General features: G+C 68.2%; 13 protein-coding genes. 11 read left to right on the forward strand and 2 right to left on the reverse strand.

Annotated elements, in window-relative coordinates; all coding sequences use genetic code 11:
* Window positions 1–156 precede the first annotated feature (156 nt).
* The 4 genes from ZRA01_RS08665 to ZRA01_RS08680 are packed head-to-tail and all read left to right on the forward strand — an operon-like array spanning window position 157 to window position 4077.
* The gene (locus ZRA01_RS08665) at window positions 157–1035 is read left to right on the forward strand and encodes a fumarate reductase cytochrome b subunit (protein WP_141351289.1); all 879 of its coding nucleotides are present in this window, start codon (window positions 157–159) and stop codon (window positions 1033–1035) included.
* Window positions 1036–1037: 2 nt separating this feature from the next.
* A complete protein-coding gene (locus tag ZRA01_RS08670; protein WP_141351290.1) occupies window positions 1038–3017 on the forward strand; it encodes a fumarate reductase flavoprotein subunit in 1980 nt (659 codons plus the stop codon).
* Window positions 3014–3343 carry a 2Fe-2S iron-sulfur cluster-binding protein gene (locus tag ZRA01_RS08675; RefSeq protein ID WP_141351291.1) on the forward strand — a complete coding sequence of 110 codons (330 nt, stop codon included), beginning with the start codon at window positions 3014–3016 and terminating at the stop codon, window positions 3341–3343. Before ZRA01_RS08670 ends, ZRA01_RS08675 begins: the two co-directional genes overlap by 4 nt.
* A complete protein-coding gene (locus tag ZRA01_RS08680; RefSeq protein ID WP_141351292.1) occupies window positions 3343–4077 on the forward strand; it encodes a fumarate reductase iron-sulfur subunit in 735 nt (244 codons plus the stop codon). Before ZRA01_RS08675 ends, ZRA01_RS08680 begins: the two co-directional genes overlap by 1 nt.
* A gap of 82 nt (window positions 4078–4159) precedes the next feature.
* Here the strand turns inward: ZRA01_RS08680 and ZRA01_RS08685 are convergent, their stop codons facing one another.
* Window positions 4160–6484, reverse strand: coding sequence for an acetate/propionate family kinase (locus ZRA01_RS08685; RefSeq protein WP_141351294.1), 2325 nt, complete (start codon window positions 6482–6484; stop codon window positions 4160–4162).
* A 380-nt stretch (window positions 6485–6864) separates the two neighbouring features.
* Between ZRA01_RS08685 and ZRA01_RS08690 the strand changes: the two genes are divergently transcribed.
* From ZRA01_RS08690 to ZRA01_RS08705, 4 genes are all read left to right on the forward strand, one after another.
* Entirely contained in the window at window positions 6865–7902 is a 1038-nt protein-coding gene (locus tag ZRA01_RS08690) for a branched-chain amino acid ABC transporter permease (protein WP_141351296.1), read from the forward strand.
* A complete protein-coding gene (locus tag ZRA01_RS08695) occupies window positions 7899–9689 on the forward strand; it encodes a branched-chain amino acid ABC transporter ATP-binding protein/permease (protein ID WP_141351298.1) in 1791 nt (596 codons plus the stop codon). The genes ZRA01_RS08690 and ZRA01_RS08695 overlap by 4 nt, the downstream gene beginning before the upstream one ends.
* Window positions 9686–10432, forward strand: a complete 747-nt coding sequence (locus ZRA01_RS08700; protein ID WP_141351299.1) for an ABC transporter ATP-binding protein — start codon at window positions 9686–9688, stop codon at window positions 10430–10432. The genes ZRA01_RS08695 and ZRA01_RS08700 overlap by 4 nt, the downstream gene beginning before the upstream one ends.
* Window positions 10433–10539: 107 nt before the next feature.
* On the forward strand, window positions 10540–11454 hold the full coding sequence (locus ZRA01_RS08705) for a helix-turn-helix transcriptional regulator (RefSeq protein ID WP_218028685.1): 915 nt from the start codon (window positions 10540–10542) through the stop codon (window positions 11452–11454).
* A gap of 359 nt (window positions 11455–11813) precedes the next feature.
* On the opposite strand, the gene ZRA01_RS08710 is transcribed toward ZRA01_RS08705, so the two are convergent.
* Window positions 11814–13622: an acyl-CoA dehydrogenase gene (locus ZRA01_RS08710; protein WP_141351303.1), complete on the reverse strand. Its 1809-nt coding sequence runs from the start codon at window positions 13620–13622 to the stop codon at window positions 11814–11816.
* 153 nt (window positions 13623–13775) lie between these two features.
* On the opposite strand from ZRA01_RS08710, the gene ZRA01_RS08715 reads away from it, so the two are divergent.
* From ZRA01_RS08715 to ZRA01_RS08725, 3 genes are read left to right on the forward strand one after another with little or no spacing between them, the layout of a single operon-like run.
* Window positions 13776–14915, forward strand: a complete 1140-nt coding sequence (locus ZRA01_RS08715) for an ABC transporter substrate-binding protein (RefSeq protein ID WP_141351305.1) — start codon at window positions 13776–13778, stop codon at window positions 14913–14915.
* 11 nt (window positions 14916–14926) lie between these two features.
* The gene (locus ZRA01_RS08720) at window positions 14927–16789 is read left to right on the forward strand and encodes a feruloyl-CoA synthase (RefSeq protein ID WP_141351307.1); all 1863 of its coding nucleotides are present in this window, start codon (window positions 14927–14929) and stop codon (window positions 16787–16789) included.
* A 55-nt stretch (window positions 16790–16844) separates the two neighbouring features.
* Window positions 16845–17603, forward strand: coding sequence for a crotonase/enoyl-CoA hydratase family protein (locus ZRA01_RS08725; protein ID WP_141351309.1), 759 nt, complete (start codon window positions 16845–16847; stop codon window positions 17601–17603).

Genomic DNA, 17603 nt, shown 5'->3' on the forward strand with positions numbered 1-17603 from the left:
TTGTGCTACATTGCTTGAAAGAGAAGCTGGTCCAAACCAGCGGCGAGGAGACAAGGCGTATCGGCGGAGGGCTGTAAGGGCGGGTTTCTCCGCCAGGCAGCCAAAATTCGGCCGGTTTGCGCCCCAAGCCGGGGCGACTACTGCGGTCTTCTCATCATGAATCGTTCTCTCGAACATCAGGCGCTGGCCGATCCGGCGGCGCTGGCGCCCGTCGAGGCGTCCACTCGCGGCCTGCCCGCCGCTGCAGCGCACGCGGCGCGCGTATGCCCGGCCCGGGCCCGCAAGAGCCGCTGGCCGGCGCGGCTCGACCTGCTGCAAAGCGCCTCGGGCCTGTTTCTGGCGCTGTTTCTCGTCGCGCACATGTTCTTCGTGTCGTCGATCCTGATCAGCCACGACACCTTCTACACCGTCGCCCGCTTCTTCGAGGCCGGCTGGCTGTTCGGCACGCCGCAGCCGTGGGTCGTGTCGTGTGTGGTGGGTGGTGTGCTGGTGGTCTTCGTGCTCCACGCCTGGCTGGCGATGCGCAAGTTCCCCACCAACTTCCGCCAGTACAAGGTTTTCGCCGCCCACAAGGCCCAGCTGCGCCATGGCGACACCGGCCTGTGGTGGATCCAGCTGTGGACGGGCTTTGCGCTGTTCTTCCTCGGTACCGTGCATCTCTACGGCATGCTCACCCAGCCGGCGGCGATCGGCCCCTATGAATCCGCTGACCGCATCTGGACCGGGACCCTGTGGCCGTTGTATCTGGTCTTGCTGTTCATGGTCGAGGTGCATGGCAGCATCGGCCTCTACCGCCTGGCCCTCAAGTGGGGCTGGCTGGAGGGGCGCGACCCGGCCGCCGGGCGGCGGCGCCTGCGCATCGTGAAGACCGGCTTCAGCCTGTTCTTCCTGGGGCTCGGCCTGGTGACCCTGCTGGCCTACGTGCAGCTGGGCATCGCCCATGCCGACCGGGCTGGCGAGCCGTATGTCCCGGGCGCTGCGCCGGGCGAGGCGGCATCCGGCGTGCAGGCGGCGGTCAGCCTGGGGGGGCGCTGAGCATGCGCATCATCTACACCGATGTCCTGGTGGTCGGCGGCGGGCTGGCGGGTTTGCGGGCGGCGGTGGGCGCCCGGCGCCGCGGCCACGAGGTGATCATCCTCAGCCTGGTGCCGCCCAAGCGCTCCCACTCGGCGGCGGCCCAGGGCGGCATGCAGGCCAGCCTCGGCAACACCACCAAGGGCGCTGGCGACAACGAGGACGTGCACTTTGAAGACACCGTGCGCGGCTCCGACTGGGGATGCGATCAGGAGGTGGCGCGGCTTTTCGTCCATGCCGCACCCCAGGCCGTGCGCGAGCTGGCCGCCTGGGGCGTGCCCTGGAACCGGGTCAAGGCCGGCGAGCATGAGGTGGTCATGGACGGCCAGCGGGTCACCCTCTGCGAGCGGCCCGAGGCCCACGGCCTGATCGCCGCCCGCGACTTCGGCGGCACCAAGAAGTGGCGCACCTGCTTTGTCTCCGACGGCACCGGCCACGCCATGCTCTACGCGGTGAGCGACCAGGCGGTGGCCGAATCCATCCCCGTCCATGAGCGTTGCGAGGCCATCGCGCTGATCCACGACGCGGGCCGCTGCCACGGCGCCATCGTGCGCAACCTGGTCACCGGTGAGCTGTCGGCCTACATCGCCCGCGCCACCTGCATCGCCACCGGCGGCTTCGGGCGGATCTACCGGGTCACGTCGAACGCCGTCATCAACGAGGGCATCGGCGCGGCGATTGTCCTCGAGAGCGGTGTGGCCGAACTGGGCAACATGGAGGCGGTGCAGTTTCACCCGACCACCATCGTGCCGGCCGGCATCCTCGTCACCGAGGGCTGCCGGGGCGACGGCGGCCTGCTGCGCGACGCCGCCGGCCACCGCTTCATGCCCGACTACGAGCCCGAAAAAAAGGAGCTCGCCTCCCGCGATGTGGTGTCGCGCCGCATGGAGGAGCACATCCGCGCCGGCCATGGCGTCAAGGGCCGATTTGGCGAGCACCTGTGGCTGGATATCACCCTGCTCGGCAAGGCCCACATCGACGGCCGCCTGCGCGAGGTGAAGGAGATCTGCCAGCACTTCCTGGGCATCGACCCCGCGCGTGACCTGATCCCGGTGCGCCCGGCTCAGCATTATTCGATGGGCGGCATCCGCACCGACGCCGGCGGCCAGTCCACCCGGCTCGCCGGGCTGTTCGCCTGTGGCGAGGCGGCCTGCTGGGATCTCCATGGTTTCAACCGGCTGGGGGGCAATTCGGTGGCGGAAACCGTGGTGGCGGGCATGATCGTCGGCGAGACGATGGCCGACTTCGTGGAATCCTCCGCGGGTGACCTGCAGGTTTCCACCGCCCTCGTGCGGGAGTTCCTCGAACGCGAGCAGGCCCGGATCGACACTCTCCTCCACGGCGACGGCAGCGAGAACGCCGCGGCGCTGATGGCCCGCATGCAGGAGATCATGACCGACAAGGTGGGCATCTTCCGCCAGGGCGACCTGCTCGAATCCGCCGTCGAGGAGCTGCAGCAACTGCTCGTCAGGAGCCGCAGTATCGGTATCGCAACCCGACGGCCCGGCGCCAACCCGGAGCTGGTCACCGCCTACCGGGTGCAGAAGATGTTGAAACTCGCCCTCTGTGTGGCCCATGGCGCGCTCCAGCGCACCGAGAGCCGCGGCGCCCACTACCGCGAAGACCACCCCCGGCGCAACGACGCCGACTGGCTCAAGCGCACCCTGGCCAGCTGGCCCGACGCTGGCCAGACCCTGCCGACCCTGGCCTACGAGCCCCTCGACGTCACGCGCATGGAGCTGCCCCCCGGCTGGCGCGGCTACGGCGCGAAGGACGCCATCGCGCACCCGGCCACCGAGGCCCGCGCCGCCGAGATCGCCGCCATCCGGTCAGCCTTCGGCCACGCCGACCGTTATACCTTGCAACAGGCACTGATGCCCTTCGAGCACCTGGTCCCGGAACCCTTCCGGGGCCGCAACGAAAGGCTGGGAGACACACCGTGAACGCCCCGCTGTCCCACGTCCGCACCCTCACCCTGGCGATCGCCGATGAAGGCGGAGCCCAACACGAATTTGAACTCCTCGAGACCGAGGGCATGAGCCTGCTGTGCGCCCTGAAGCAGGTGGGTGAGGCGCTCCCGCCCCACCTCGGCGAGGCCTTTGTGTGCCACGCGGGCGCCTGCAACACCTGCAGCGTGCTGATCAATGGCCAGCCCGGCGTGCCGTGCACCATGTTCGTCCGCGAGCTGGGCAAGCGCATCAGCATCGCCCCTGGCCACCACGCCCAGGGTTGGGATGGCCTGCGCAACGTCGTGCGGGGAGGGCATTGATGAGCGCCCCCGGCAAGCCCCGCAGCCTCACGCTGCGCATCCTGCGCAGCGCTCCCGGCGCCCATGTCGAGCCCCAGTGGCAGGATTTCGCCGTCGAGGAGGCTGAAGGCATGACCCTCTTCATCGCCCTCAACGAGATCCGCCAGAACCTCGACCCCTCGCTGCAGTTCGACTTCGTCTGCCGCGCCGGCATCTGCGGCAGCTGCGGGATGCTCATCGACGGCCGCCCGGGGCTGGCCTGCCGCACCCTCACCAAAGACCACGGCGCCACCATCACGCTGGCGCCGCTGCCGGTCTTCGAGCTGATCGGCGACCTCTCGGTGAACACCGGCAAGTGGATGCGCGGCACCGCCGAGCGCCTCGAGACCTGGATCCACCGCCAGCAGGCGCCGGCCCTCACGGCCGTAGAGGCGCCGATGGAGCCCGAGCTCGCCGAGGCCATCTACGAACTCGACCGCTGCATCGAGTGCGGCTGCTGCGTGGCCGGCTGCGGCACCCTGCGGATGCGCGAGGATTTCGTCGGCGCGGTCGGCCTCAACAAGATCGCCCGCTTCCGGCTCGACCCCCGAGACGAACGCAGCGACGAGGATTTCTACAACCTGATCGGCGACGACACCGGTGTGTTCGGCTGCATGAGCCTGCTCGGCTGCCACGACGTCTGCCCCAAGGGCCTGCCGCTGCAGACCCAGATCGCCTTTTTGCGGCGCAAGATGGCGGTGGTCGGCTTCAAATAGCCCGTCCCGCCGGCTCCGCCCATAAAAAAGGCCCGGCCCCGCAATGCGGGGTCGGGCCTTTTTACAGGTTTATGCGCGCCTTTCAGTGGCGCGACTGGATCTCTTCGATGTAACCCAGCATGCCGGTGCGGATGTTGGCGGCGTTGCCCTCGTCGGTGTCGATGTGCATGGCCAGCCGGTAGGCCGGGTTCACGCGCACCACCACGTCGCCGAAGATCAGCTCGCGCTCGCCCTCGACGCGCACGCGCACGATGTACTTGTCGCGCACATGGAAGCGCATCGCGTCTTCGGGCGTCATGTGGATGTGACGCTGGGCGCAGATCACGCCGCGCTCGATGGTGGTGCTGCCGAAGGGCCCTTCGAGGGTGATCCCCGGGGTGTTGGCCAGGTCGCCGGATTCGCGGATCGGCGGCTGGATGCCGACCTTGAACTGCTCGGTCATGGCGATCTCGACCTGGGTTTCCTTGCGGGTCGGGCCGAGCACGCGGACGTTGGCGATTCGCCCCTTGGGGCCGACCAGGTGCACCTTCTCGGCGCAGGCGAACTGGCCGGGCTGCGACAGCTCGTGCTCGGGGGTGAGCTGGTGGCCGGGGCCGAAGAGCTTCTCCACGTCGGCCTGGGACAGGTGCACGTGGTGGGCCGAGATCTCGATGGGGATCGAGGCCTCGGCCGGGTCTTCGCGCACGGCCATGATGAGGGCGTTGCGCTCGATGGCGCGCAGGGCCTCCCACGCCACCAGACGCTCGTCGTCGTTGGCGATGACGAGGATGGTCACCGGCGAGTCGTCGGCCGAGATGATCGCCCAGTCGCCCATCTTGCCGAGGTTGCGGTTCTTCTCTTCGTCGAGCTTGATGCCCATGTAGCCGAGGCCCTGGCAGGCCAGGCTGCGCACGGTGGCGCTGGTCTCGCCGATGTCGCCGGTGAAGGCCAGCACGTCGATGCCGCCCATCGCCGCCACGTAGGCGCCGATGTTCTTGCGCACCTGGTAGCAGAAGGCCTTGTGGGCGAGCAGGGCGCGGTGGTGGCCCTCGTTGGCGGCGGTCTCGATGTCGTGGATGTCGCTGGAGATCCCGGAGATGCCCTTCAGGCCGCTCTCGCTGTTGATCAGCCGGGAGAGCTCCTCGGTGCTCATGCCGTGGTGTTCCATCAGGTGGATCATCACCGCCGGGTCGATGCTGCCGGAGCGGCTGGGCATGATCAGGCCGTCGGTGGGCGTCATGCCCATGGTGGTGTCGACCGAGCGGCCGTGGTCGATGGCGCACAGGGAGGCGCCGATGCCCAGGTGGCAGGAGACGATCTCGAGCTCGCCCAGCGGCCGCTTGAGCACCTCGGCGGCCTTCAGCGACACGTAGCGGTGCGAGCTGCCGTGGAAGCCGTAGCGGCGGATGCCTTCGTTCTTGTAGAGCTCGTAGGGCAGGCCGTAGAGGTAGGCGTAGGGCGGCAGGGTCTGGTGGAAGGCGGTGTCGAAGACGGCCACGTGGGGCACGCTCGGCAGGCGCTGCATGGCGATCCGGATGCCTTCGAGGTTCACCGGGTTATGCAGCGGGGCGAACACCGACAGGGCTTCGATCTCGCCGATCACCTGCGGGGTGATCACCACCGAGCTGGTGAACTTGCTGCCGCCATGCACGACCCGGTGGCCGACCGCGGTGACTTCTTCGGGGTGGAAGGCGAAGGCGTCGCCCAGCAGACGGGTGGATTCCTGCATCACCTGGAACAGCTCGGTGAGCGGGAAGGCATCGCGCACCAGCGTGCGGCTCTGGGTGCCCACCATCACCTTGATGTGGGCCGAGGCGGCATCGGAGGTGTCGATGATGCCGTGCACGTCGGAGCCCAGGTCGCGGGTGTCGTAGATGCCGAAGTGGATCTGGCTGACGCCCACGTTGAGGGCCAGCACCTTGCCCGGGGTGTCGCTGTGCAGCGACAGGGCGTAGGGGTCATCGGCCTTGGCCGGGCCGCCGGTCTGGGCGTTGAGGATGTCGGTGGCGAGGTGGCGCATGCGGTCGAGCAGCAGCCGCGACAGGTAGGTGACCGCCTTCGGGTTGGTCAGCACATGGGCGCTGAAGACCTCGTAGGGCATCAGCAGCACGAGGCAGCGGGTGCCGGCGATCACGTCGGCGGACATGCGCTCGCCGGTGAGGGTGGACATCACGCCGAACACGTCGCCGGTGGCGAGCTGGCTGATCACGGTGCGGGTGCCGGTCTTGTCGGTCACCGAGATTTCTGCGTGGCCGCTGACCAGGACGCCCATGTACTTGCTCTCGTCGCCGGTCTCGAGGATCGCCTCGTTGCCTTCGAACGTCGTCAGGTGCGACTGGGCGACGATCAGGTCGACCTTGTCGGCGGAGAAGTTTTCGAAGAGGCGGACTTCTTCGAGGAAGAATTTTTTCAGGTCAACTTCACTCATGGTCTGACTCGTGTGATGACGGGGTAGCCCGTATTGAAAGCCTATCACTTTGCTGCAACGCATCAAAGTGTGGATTGCCCTTAACAACGGCAACTTTCGGTGTGACTGGAGGCCGGCGTTTGTGCGCTGCGTTGGCGGGCGCGGCAGGCATCTGTCGGGGCCCGGTGGGGGCAGGAGGCGGGCGGCTGACGTGGTCTTGGTGGCCGGTGAAGATATCGGATATTTTTTGCGTTCCGATGGATATCAAAAAAGATCTTCATTAACAAAAAGATATCGTATAAAATACTTTTCATGGGAGGAGGGTGCCCGAAAGAGAGCAACGCATAGATCGCGATGCCGGCGGCGCCTCATCTGGATGGTCACAAAAAAAGGGGGCGGCTTTGGACGCAGGAATCGTTTTGATACTCGGTCAGGACGGGGTGAGCAGCGGGGCGATCTACGCCCTGCTTGCGCTGGCCCTGGTGCTGATCTTCTCGGTCACGCGGGTGATCTTCATCCCCCAGGGCGAGTTCGTCGCCTTCGGGGCGCTCACGCTGGCGATGCTGCAGGCGGGCAAGGTGCCGGCGACGGTGTGGCTGCTGGTGGCGATGGGCGCCGTCGTGGCCGTCGTCGATGGCCTGGCCCGGCTGCGTGACCGGGACACCGAAGGCCTCGGCAGCCTGCTCGGCTGGAACCTGGCCTACCCGCTGGCGCTGGCGGCGCTGCTCCATGCGGTGGAGTCGGGCGGCCTGCCGATGGCGCTGCAGATTTTGCTGACGCTGGCGATCCTGGTGCCGCTCGGGCCGATGATCTACCGCATCGCCTACCAGCCGATCGCCGAGACCAGCGTGCTGGTGCTGCTGATCGCCTCGGTGGCGGTGCATCTGATCCTCACCGGGCTGGGGCTGGTGTTCTTTGGTGCCGAGGGCGTGCGCACCGCGCCGTTCTCGGAGGGCAGCCTCACTTTCGGCGAGGTGTCGATCAACCTCCAGACGCTGTGGGTGGTGGGCTGCTCGCTGGCCTTCATCGTCGGGCTGGCGGCCTTCTTCACGCGCAGCCTGTACGGCAAGGCGCTGCGGGCCACCTCGGTGAACCCCTCTGGCGCCAAGCTGATGGGGATCTCGCCGGTGGTCGCCGGCAAGCTCACCTTTCTGCTGGCGGCGTTGCTGGGGGTGTTCTCCGGGGTGCTGATCGGGCCGATCACCACCATCTACTACGACACGGGTTTCCTGATCGGGCTGAAGGGCTTCGTCGCGGCGATCATCGGCGGGCTGGCGAGCTACCCGCTGGCGGCGGCCGGGGCGGTGCTGGTGGGGCTGCTGGAATCGTTCTCGTCGTTCTGGGCCAGCGCCTTTAAAGAGGTGCTGGTGTTCACGCTGATCATCCCGGTGCTCCTGTGGCGCTCCTTCAACAGTCATCACGTGGAGGATGAAGAATGAAACGCATCGTCCAGTTGTTCGTGCTGGTGCTTGTGCTGGCCGCCGTGCCGGCGCTGCTGCCGCCGTATTACGTCACCCTGCTCAACTATATCGGGATCTCGGCGCTGGTGGCCGTGGGCCTGGTGCTGCTCACCGGCGTCGGCGGGCTCACTTCCTTCGGCCAGGCTGCCTTCGTCGGCGTCGGGGCCTACACCACCGCGGTGCTCACCACCTCGACGAGCTTGCCGGGCTGGATCGCCTGGGCCGGCGCGTCGCCGTGGCTGGCGCTGGTGGCGGGGCTGGTGATCACCGGCCTGATCGCGCTGTTGCTCGGCTCGCTGACGCTCAAGCTGTCAGGCCATTACCTGCCGCTGGGCACCATCGCCTGGGGCATCAGCCTGTATTTCCTGTTCGGCACGCTGGACTTCCTGGGCGCCCAGAGCGGCATCTCGGGCCTGCCGCCGATCACCATCGGCAGCTTCAGCTTCGACGAAGGCGGCGAGATTTATTACCTGATCTGGGCCTTCGTGCTGGCGGCGGTGGTCACCACCCACAACCTGCTCGATTCCCGCGAGGGGCGGGCGATCCGCGCGCTGAAGGGCGGCGTGGTGATGGCCGAGGCGATGGGCGTGGATACGTCCCGCTCGCGCATCGTGATCTTCGTGATCGCCGCGTTGCACGCCTGCGCCGCCGGCTGGCTGTATGCCCACATGCAGCGGCTGGTTAACCCGTCGCCCTTCGGGCTGCACCACGGCATCGAGTATCTGTTCATGGCGGTGGTCGGCGGCGCCGGCTACGTGTGGGGCGCGGTGATCGGCGCGGGCCTGGTGACGCTGCTCAACCAGTGGCTGCAGGATTGGCTGCCGCGGCTGTTTGGCCACGCCGGCAACTTCGAAATCATCGTGTTCGGGCTGCTCCTGCTGCTCATCCTGCACCGTGCCCGCGAAGGCATGTGGCCGGCGCTGCTGCGCCTGTTCCGGGTGAAGGCCGAGCCCAAGGTGGTTGTCGAGGGCGCCGCGGCGCTGCCCCGGCGTACGCTGCCGGCGCGGGGCGAGGTGATCCTCGAGGTGAAGGACGTGACCCGGCGCTTTGGCGGTCTGGTGGCCAACAAGGACATGAACTTCAGCATGAAGGCCGGCGAGATCCTGGCCCTGATCGGCCCCAACGGCGCCGGCAAGAGCACCATGTTCAACCAGATCTCCGGCGTCGATACGCCCACCTCCGGCGAGATCGTGTTTGCCGGCCAGGTGGTGACCGGCCGCGACTCCCGCGAGATCGCCCGCCTCGGCATGAGCCGCAGCTTCCAGCATGTGCGCCTGTTGCCGAAGATGAGCGTGCTCGAGAACGTGGCCATCGGCACCCACCTGCGCGGCAGCGGCGGGGTGTTTCCGTCGGCCTGGCGGATGGAGCGCCCGGAGGAAGAGCGCCTGCTCGCCGAAGCCGCGCGGCAGATCCGCCGGGTCGGGCTGGAGGCCCATATGCACGACGAGGCCGGCTCGCTGGCCCTCGGGCAGCAGCGCATCATCGAGATCGCCCGCGCCCTGGCCGCCGACCCGTCGCTGCTGCTCCTCGACGAGCCGGCCGCCGGCCTGCGCTTCAAAGAAAAGGAAGCCCTCGCCGAGCTGCTGAAAAAGCTCAAGGCCGAAGGCGTGGCGATCCTGCTGGTCGAGCACGACATGGACTTCGTGATGGGGCTGGTGGATCGCATCGTGGTGATGGAGTTCGGCCAGAAGATCGCCGAAGGGCTGCCGGAGGAGATCCAGCAGGACGAGCGGGTGCTGGCGGCTTACCTGGGAGGTGTGGAATGAGCGCGTTGCTGAAGGTGCAGGACTTGCGGGTGAACTACGGCAAGGTCGAGGCGATCCACAACATCAGCCTTGAGGTGGGCGCCGGGCAGATCGTCACGGTGATCGGCCCCAACGGCGCCGGCAAGACGACCAGCCTGGCGGCGATCATGGGGCTGCTGCCGTCCAGCGGGCACATCGACTTCGACGGCCACGTGCAGCGCGCGGCCAACGTGGAGAAGCGGGTCATCCAGGGCCTCGCGCTGGTGCCCGAGAAGCGCGACCTGTTCGGCGAGATGAGCGTCGAGGACAACCTGCTGCTGGGCGCCTTCCAGCGCTTCCGCAAGGGCCACCGCGACCAGGCGCAGACGATGGAGGAGGTCTTCGCGCTGTTCCCGCGGCTCGCCGAGCGGCGCAGCCAGGCGGCGGCCACCATGTCGGGCGGCGAGCGCCAGATGCTCGCCATCGGCCGTGCGCTGATGGGCAAGCCCAAGCTGCTGATGCTCGACGAGCCGAGCCTCGGCCTCGCGCCGCTGATCGTGCGCGAGATCTTCCGCATCATCAGCGGGCTGCGCGACCGCGGTGTTTCGATCCTGCTGGTCGAGCAGAACGCCCGCGCCGCGCTGCAGGTGGCCGATTACGCCTACGTGCTCGAGATGGGCGCGGTGGCCATGCAAGGCCCGGCGCGCGAGCTCGCCGACGACCCGCGGGTGGTCGAAGCCTACCTGGGCCTCGGCAGCAAGCACCAGGCCATGCTGTCCACCTGAAATGCCGGCCCGGCTTGCCCGCGATCAAGCCGGGCCGCTGCCCCGCATTGGGATATGGCGCGCGGGGCGCTAAAATGCCGCACTTTTCAGACACGACAGGCCACAGCGTGACAGCGGCGCAGGACGAGCAACAAAACTTAGCGGCGGCGGGCCTCGACGAAGAGTCGGCCCGCCTGCTCGCCACCCTGGCGCGCAACATCCGCCTCTTCCGCAGCCAGCGCGGCATGACGCGCAAGAACCTGGCCGAGCAGTCGGGCGTCTCGCTGCCGCACCTGGCGCGCCTCGAGAGCTCCCAGGGCAATGTCTCGGTGGTGGTGCTCGGCAAGGTGGCGCGGGCCCTCAATCAGCCCCTCGCCAACCTGTTCTCCGAAAACGAGCTGCTGTCGGGCGATTTGGCCCTGATCGTCGAGTTCCTGCGCCAGCAGCCGGCGGCCCGGCTCACCGACATCCGCGAGACGCTGTTCTCCGAGTTTCAGTCGGCGGCCTCGGCCCGCAGCCAGCGCATCGCCCTCATCGGCCTGCGCGGCGCCGGCAAGAGCACCGTGGGCAAGGCGCTGGCGGTCCGCCTCGGGCGGCCCTTCGTCGAGCTCAACGAGCAGATCGAGCGCGAGGCCGGCCTCAGCGTGCAGGAGATCATCACCCTCTACGGCCAGGCCGGCTACCGCAAGCTCGAGAAGCGCTGCCTCGAAGAGCTGGCCGTCTCGCAGCCCGAGGTGGTGCTCGCCACCGGCGGCGGCATCGTCGTCGAGCCGCAAACCTATCAGCTGCTCCTCGGCGCCTTCTACACCGTGTGGCTGCGCGCCGACCCGGAGGTGCATTTCCGCCGGGTGATGGAGCAGCACGACGCCCGCATCGCCACCCCCAGCCATTACCGCGAGGCGATGGAGAACATCCGCAACACCCTGGCCGCCCGCGAACACCTCGGCCACATGGCACCGCTGGCCATCGACACCACGCCGCTGACGGTGGACGAGGTGGTGGACAAGATCGTCGAGGGGAGCGGGGCGGCTGGTCGGGGGTGAGGGCTGGGCGTGGAGCTTGGGGCCTCGGCTACCGGAAGCCGGCAATCCGATTGATGGGATTGGGTGGCCGCTTGTCGGCCTGATGTGGCGCTCTCAATGATGCCGATCTGCCACCCTTGCCTTGACCCTCCTCGTTCGCTGCCGAGGGCTGGCCAGGCGAGGGCGCTTGTCAGCTGTCCGCCCGCTCGCAAATAGCCTCTTGTCTCACGCCACGCGTTCTGTCTTCGACAGCGTTTCGAGCATTGTGCCGCCGTGGTTCTGCGAAGCGTGGATGAGCGCACCTGGGCGTGTCGGACTGCTCCCGCGCCTGCCACACCGCCCGGGCCAGCATTTGGGCGGTGTGTGCGAGCTGGCAGAGCTCAGAACGCCTCGTCCTCCAACCCCAGCAGCGTGCTGTTGTCGGCCTGCACCGTCACCACCAGCCCGGCGCTCCTGGGCAGGAGGTGGTCGGCGTAAAAGCGGGCCGAGGCGAGCTTGTGGCGGTAGAAGGGGTCGCTGCTGCCGCCTTCGATGGCCTGGCTGGCGAGGCGGGCGGCCTTGCCCATCAGCCAGCCGCCGACCACGGTGGCCAGCAGCTTGAGGTAGGGCTCGGCCACCAGCAGGCCGGCGGCGGGTTGCCGGTTCATCTTCTCCAGCAGCGCGCCGGTGGCGGTCTCCAGGTGGTCGAGGCTCTCGCCCAGGTGGGCGGCGATGGCTTGCAGCTGCGGGTTGTTGGGCCCGGCCAGGCGGTTGCGGTCCGCCCGCATCTCCTGGATCAGGCCGACGAGCACCTGGCCGCCGTCGCGGGCGATCTTGCGGCCGGCGAGGTCGGCGGCCTGGATGGCGGTGGTGCCTTCGTAGATCGGCGTGATGCGGGCGTCGCGCATGTATTGCGAGATGCCGGTCTCCTCGACGAAGCCCATGCCGCCAAAGATCTGGATCGCCATCGAGGTGAGCTCGACCGCGCTTTCGGTGCTCCAGCCCTTCAGCACCGGGGTCAGCAGCTCGACGCGGCGGTGGGCGGCATCGCGGGCGGCGGCGTCGGGCGACTGGTGGGCGATGTCCTGCAGCGCGGCGATGGTGTAGGCGAGGGCGCGGATCGCCTCGGTGTGGCTGCGCTGGGTCATCAGCAGGCGGCGCACGTCCGGGTGGCGCACGATGGCGACGCGCTCGCCGCTCTTCTGGCTCACGTCGGTGCCCTGGACGCGGTCCTTCGCGTATTCCGAGGCGAGCTGCCAGGCCCGCTGGGCGACGCCGAGGCCCTCGGTGCCCACCGACAGGCGCGCCGAGTTCATCATCACGAACATGATCTCCAGCCCGCGGCCGAGCTGCCCGATGAGGTAGCCGGTGGAGCCGCCGTGGTCGCCGTGCACCAGGGTGGTAGTGGGGCTGCCATGCACGCCGAGCTTGTGCTCGATGGAGGTGCAATACACGTCGTTGTGCGCGCCCGGGTTGCCGTTTTCGTCGAGGATGAACTTGGGCACCAGGAACAGCGACAGGCCCTTGACCCCGGCCGGCGCGTCCGGCGTGCGGGCCAGCACCAGGTGGGCGATGTTGGCGGCCATGTCGTGGTCGCCGTAGGTGATGAAGATCTTCTGGCCGCTGATGCGGTAGCTGCCGTCGGCCTGGGGCACGGCGCGGCAGGCGATGGCGGCCAGGTCGGAGCCGGCCTGGGGCTCGGTGATGTTCATCGTGCCGGTCCATTCGCCCGACACCAGCCGGGGCAGCCAGGTGGCCCTGAGCGCGTCGGAGCCGGCGATCAGCAGCGCCTCGATGGCGCCGTGGGTGAGGGTGATGACGTGGGAGAAGGACAGGTTGGCGGATTTCCACATCTCGCTCACCGCCACCGCCAGCAGGCGCGGCAGGCCCTGGCCGCCGTAGTCGGGCGGGCAGGGCAGGGCCATCCAGCCGCCCTCGGCAAATTGTGTATAGGCGTCGGCGAAGCCGGCGGCGGTGCGCACTTCGCCCTTTCCGTCGGTGCCGGCCAGCCAGCGCGCACCGTCCCGGTCGCCCACCGGGTTGAGGGGCGACAGCACGTCGCCGGCGAAGCGCGCGGCTTCTTCGAGCACCGCGTCGATCAGCCCGGCGTCGCAGTCGGCGTAGCCGGGCAGGGCGCAGATCGGGCCGCTCTCGACCAGCTCATGAATGACGAAGCGCATGTCGCGCAGGGGGGCTTGGTAGTTGGACATCGTCTCCTCCGTGAGTATCAGATAAGATCTCTTGCGTTGTGTGATTATTATAAAGTATATTTTGTTCGCGGTTAGAAATCTCATATCTGATACCGAACCCGGGCCAACAAACCGGGACCCAACCGGGACGACGTCCCACCGGAGGAGACAAAAATGAACAAGCAACGCGTGCTTTCCACCCTGGTTCTGCTGGCCGCCACGGGCGCCGCCCAGGCCGACATCAACATCGGCGTGTCCGTCTCGGCCACCGGCCCGGCGGCATCCCTCGGCATCCCCGAAAAGAACACCTTCGCGATCCTGCCCACCAGCATCGGCGGCGAGAAGATCAACTACATCGTGCTCGACGACGCCACCGACCCCGGCCAGGCCACCAAGAACGCCCGCAAGCTGATCACCGAAGACAAGGTGGATGTGCTGGTCGGCTCGTCGAGCACCCCGGCCTGCGCGGCGATCGCCGAAGTGGCCAACGAGACCCAGACGCCCCAGGTGGCGATGTGCCCTGTCGACCTGCCGGCCGCCAAGAACACCTGGGTTTTCCGCGCGCCCCAGCACAACTCGCTGATGGCCAAGGCGCTGGTCGGCCACATGAAGGAAACCGGCGTGAAGACCCTCGGCTTCATCGGCTTCTCCGACCCCTACGGCGAAGACTGGCTCAAGCAGATCACCGCCGCCACCGAAGCCGCCGGCATCAAGCTGATCGCCGTCGAGCGCTACAACCGCACCGACACCTCGGTGAGCGGCCAGGTGCTCAAGCTGGTGGCGGCCAAGCCCGACGCGGTGATGGTCGCCGGCTCCGGCACTCCGGCGGCGCTGCCCCACTCGACGCTCTTCGAGCGCGGCTTCAAGGGCCAGATCTACCAGACCCACGCGGCGGCCAACAAAGAGTTCCTGAAGGTCGGCGGCAAGGCCGTCGAGGGCGGCATCCTGCCGATCGGCCCGGTGGCCGTGGCGGCCCAGCTGCCCGATTCGCACCCCTCCAAGAAGCCGGCGCTGGAATACATCAAGCTCTACGAAGCCAAGTACGGCCCGGGCAGCGTGTCGTCCTTCGGCGCCTATGCCTTCGATGCCTACAAGCTGATCGAAAAAGCCGTGCCCACCGCCCTCAAGGCCGGCAAGCCGGGCACCCCGGCCTTCCGCAAGGGCCTGCGCGACGCCCTCGAGGCCGAGCGCGAGGTGGCTGGCGCCCACGGCGTCTTCAACATGAGCGCCAACGACCACTTCGGCCTCGACGAGCGCGCCCGCGTGCTGGTGCGGGTGCAGGGCGGCGAGTGGAAAGTGCTGTCCGGCAAGTGAGGGAGGCCGCCATGACTGCGATCATTCGCGACCCCCTGCAGCTCTTCGCGCCGGCCACCGTGCAGGTGGACCATCGGCCCGACGGCAGCCGCGTGCTGCGCTCGCCGATGGCCCTGGGCGCGGTGCCCAAAAAGCTCGGCCAGCACCTCGAGCGCTGGGCCACCGCGGCGCCGGAGCGCACCTTCCTGGCCGAGCGCGGCGCTGGCGGCGAGTGGGTGAAGCTCAGCTACGCCGAAGCCCTGGCCCGCGTCCGCGCGGTGGGCTCCTGGCTGCTCGGCCAGCGCCTGTCGGCCGAGCGGCCGGTGGTGGTGCTGTCCGACAACAGCATCGAGCACGCCATCCTGATGCTGGCGGCGATGCATGTGGGCGTGCCGGTGTCGGCGATCTCCCAGGCCTATTCGCTGGTCTCCAAGGATTTCGCCAAGCTGAAGAGCAACATCAGCCACATCACGCCGGGCGTGATCTTCGTCGAGCACCACGCCCGCTTCGCGCCGGCGCTGGCGGCCATCGCGCCGCTGCATGACGGGGTGGTGGTCACCGGCACGGCGGGCGGCCCGGGCGAGGGCTGCGTGCCCTTTTCCGAGCTGCTCGCCCGCACCGACGCCGCAGCAGTCGATGCGGCCTACGCCCGGGTGGATGGCAACACCATCGCCAAGTTCTTGTTCACGTCCGGTTCGGTGGGCGCGCCGAAGGCGGTCATCAACACCCAGCACATGATCTGCTCCAACCAGCAGGCCAAGGCGCAGATCTGGCCCTTCCTCGAACGCACCCCGCCGGTGATCGTGGACTGGCTGCCGTGGAGCCACACCTTCGGCAGCAACCACAACTTCAACATGGTGCTGCGCAACGGCGGCACGATGTACCTCGATGCCGGCAAGCCGGCCCCCGGCGCCTTCGAGACCAGCCTGAAGAACATCAAGGAGGTCTCGCCCACGGTGTACCTCAACGTGCCGCGGGGCTTCGACATGCTGGTCTCGGCGCTGCACGAGGACGAAGCGCTGCGCCAGGCCTTCTTCAAGAACCTGCAGGTGATCTTCTACGCCGCCGCCGCGCTGCCCCAGCACTTGTACGAAGAGCTGGGCCGCCTGTCGGTCGAGACCATCGGCGTGCGGGTGCCGCTGGTGTCCGGCTGGGGTTCCACCGAGACGGCGCCGCTGTGCACCGACAGCCACTTTGCGCCCGACCGCTCCGGCGTGATCGGCATCCCGATCCCCGGCACCGAGCTCAAGCTGGTGCCGTCGGCCGACAAGCTCGAGGTGCGCGTGCGCGGCCCCAACGTGATGCCCGGCTACTGGAAGCTGCCCGAGCTCTCCGAGGCGGCTTTCGACGAGGAGGGCTTCTACCAGATCGGCGACGCGGTCGAGTTCCTCGACCGGCAGCACCCCCAGAAGGGCCTGCTCTTCGACGGCCGGGTGGGCGAGGACTTCAAGCTCGTCACCGGCACCTGGGTGCACGTGGGCAGCCTGCGCATGAAGGCCCTCGACGCGCTGGTGCCGGTGGCCCAGGACATCGTCGTCACCGGCCACGACCGCGACGAGATCGGCTTTTTGATCTTCCCCAATATCCCGGAGCTGCGAAAGCTGTCGTCCAACCTGCCGGCGGAGGCCTCGGTCGAGGAGCTCCTCCACCAGCCCTCGGTGCGCGCGATGGTGGCGCGTGGCCTGGCCCGGCTCAAGAAGGAAGGTGGCGGCTCGTCCGGCTACGCGGCGCGGGCGATGCTGCTGGTCGAACCGCCGTCCATCGACGCCGGCGAGATCACCGACAAGGGCTACATCAACCAGCGCCTGGTGCTCACCCGCCGTGCCGATCTGGTGATGCGCCTGCACGCCGACCAGCCGGAACACGACGTGATCGTCCCGGCCGGCGCAGCCTGAGAAAAATGCGGGGCCAGGAGAACAGCAACTCTGCCCCGCCAACCCAGAGGAAAAAATGAACTACGAGAACATCCTGCTCAGCATCGAAGACGGCATCGCCCACCTTCGGCTCAACCGCCCGGCCAAGCGCAACGCGGTGAACAACGGCCTCCTGCAGGACATCGAGGCGGCCCTCGACGGCATGGGCGCCGACGCCACGGTGGTGGTGATCTCGGGCGAGGGCGCCCACTTTTCGGCGGGGCTCGACCTCTCCGAGCACCAGGTCCGCACCCCCTTCGAGGTGCTCCAGCATTCCCAGTGGTGGCACCGGGTGTTCCACAAGGTGCAGTTCGGCGGCCGGCCGGTGGTCGCGGCGCTGCATGGCGCGGTGGTCGGCGGCGGGCTCGAGCTCGCCACCAGCACCCACGTGCGGGTGGCCGGGCGCAGCACCTTCTACCAGCTGCCCGAGGGCCAGCGCGGCATCTTCGTGGGCGGCGGTGCCTCGGTGCGCGTCTCCAAGATCATCGGCCCCGACCGCATGACCGAGATGATGCTCACCGGCCGCCGCTACGACGCCGAGGACGGCTACCGCCTGGGCCTCTCCCACTACCTGGTGGACGACGCCGAGGTGCTGCCCGAGGCCTTCCGCCTCGCCCGCCAGATCGCCACCAACGCGCCGCTCTCCAACTGGGCGTCGATCAACGCCGTGGCCAACATCGGCGACATGTCGATGGCCAACGGCCTCTACACCGAGTCCATGGCAGCCGCCCTCGCCCAGAGCAGTGACGAGGCGAACAAGCGCATGCAGGACTTCCTCAACCGCAAGAAAGGCTGA

The sequence above is a fragment of the Zoogloea ramigera genome (assembly GCF_006539865.1).
Lineage (GTDB): Bacteria > Pseudomonadota > Gammaproteobacteria > Burkholderiales > Rhodocyclaceae > Zoogloea > Zoogloea ramigera.

Excerpts from the sequence above, each read along its gene's own strand:
- ZRA01_RS08725 (WP_141351309.1), top strand. The coding sequence starts at position 16,845 with ATGAACTACGAGAACATCCTGCTCAGCATCGAAGACGGCATCGCCCAC.
- ZRA01_RS08685 (WP_141351294.1), bottom strand. The coding sequence starts at position 6,484 with ATGAGTGAAGTTGACCTGAAAAAATTCTTCCTCGAAGAAGTCCGCCTC.
- ZRA01_RS08680 (WP_141351292.1), top strand. The coding sequence starts at position 3,343 with ATGAGCGCCCCCGGCAAGCCCCGCAGCCTCACGCTGCGCATCCTGCGC.
- ZRA01_RS08665 (WP_141351289.1), top strand. The coding sequence starts at position 157 with ATGAATCGTTCTCTCGAACATCAGGCGCTGGCCGATCCGGCGGCGCTG.
- ZRA01_RS08710 (WP_141351303.1), bottom strand. The coding sequence starts at position 13,622 with ATGTCCAACTACCAAGCCCCCCTGCGCGACATGCGCTTCGTCATTCAT.
- ZRA01_RS08670 (WP_141351290.1), top strand. The coding sequence starts at position 1,038 with ATGCGCATCATCTACACCGATGTCCTGGTGGTCGGCGGCGGGCTGGCG.
- ZRA01_RS08695 (WP_141351298.1), top strand. The coding sequence starts at position 7,899 with ATGAAACGCATCGTCCAGTTGTTCGTGCTGGTGCTTGTGCTGGCCGCC.
- ZRA01_RS08700 (WP_141351299.1), top strand. The coding sequence starts at position 9,686 with ATGAGCGCGTTGCTGAAGGTGCAGGACTTGCGGGTGAACTACGGCAAG.
- ZRA01_RS08720 (WP_141351307.1), top strand. The coding sequence starts at position 14,927 with ATGACTGCGATCATTCGCGACCCCCTGCAGCTCTTCGCGCCGGCCACC.
- ZRA01_RS08715 (WP_141351305.1), top strand. The coding sequence starts at position 13,776 with ATGAACAAGCAACGCGTGCTTTCCACCCTGGTTCTGCTGGCCGCCACG.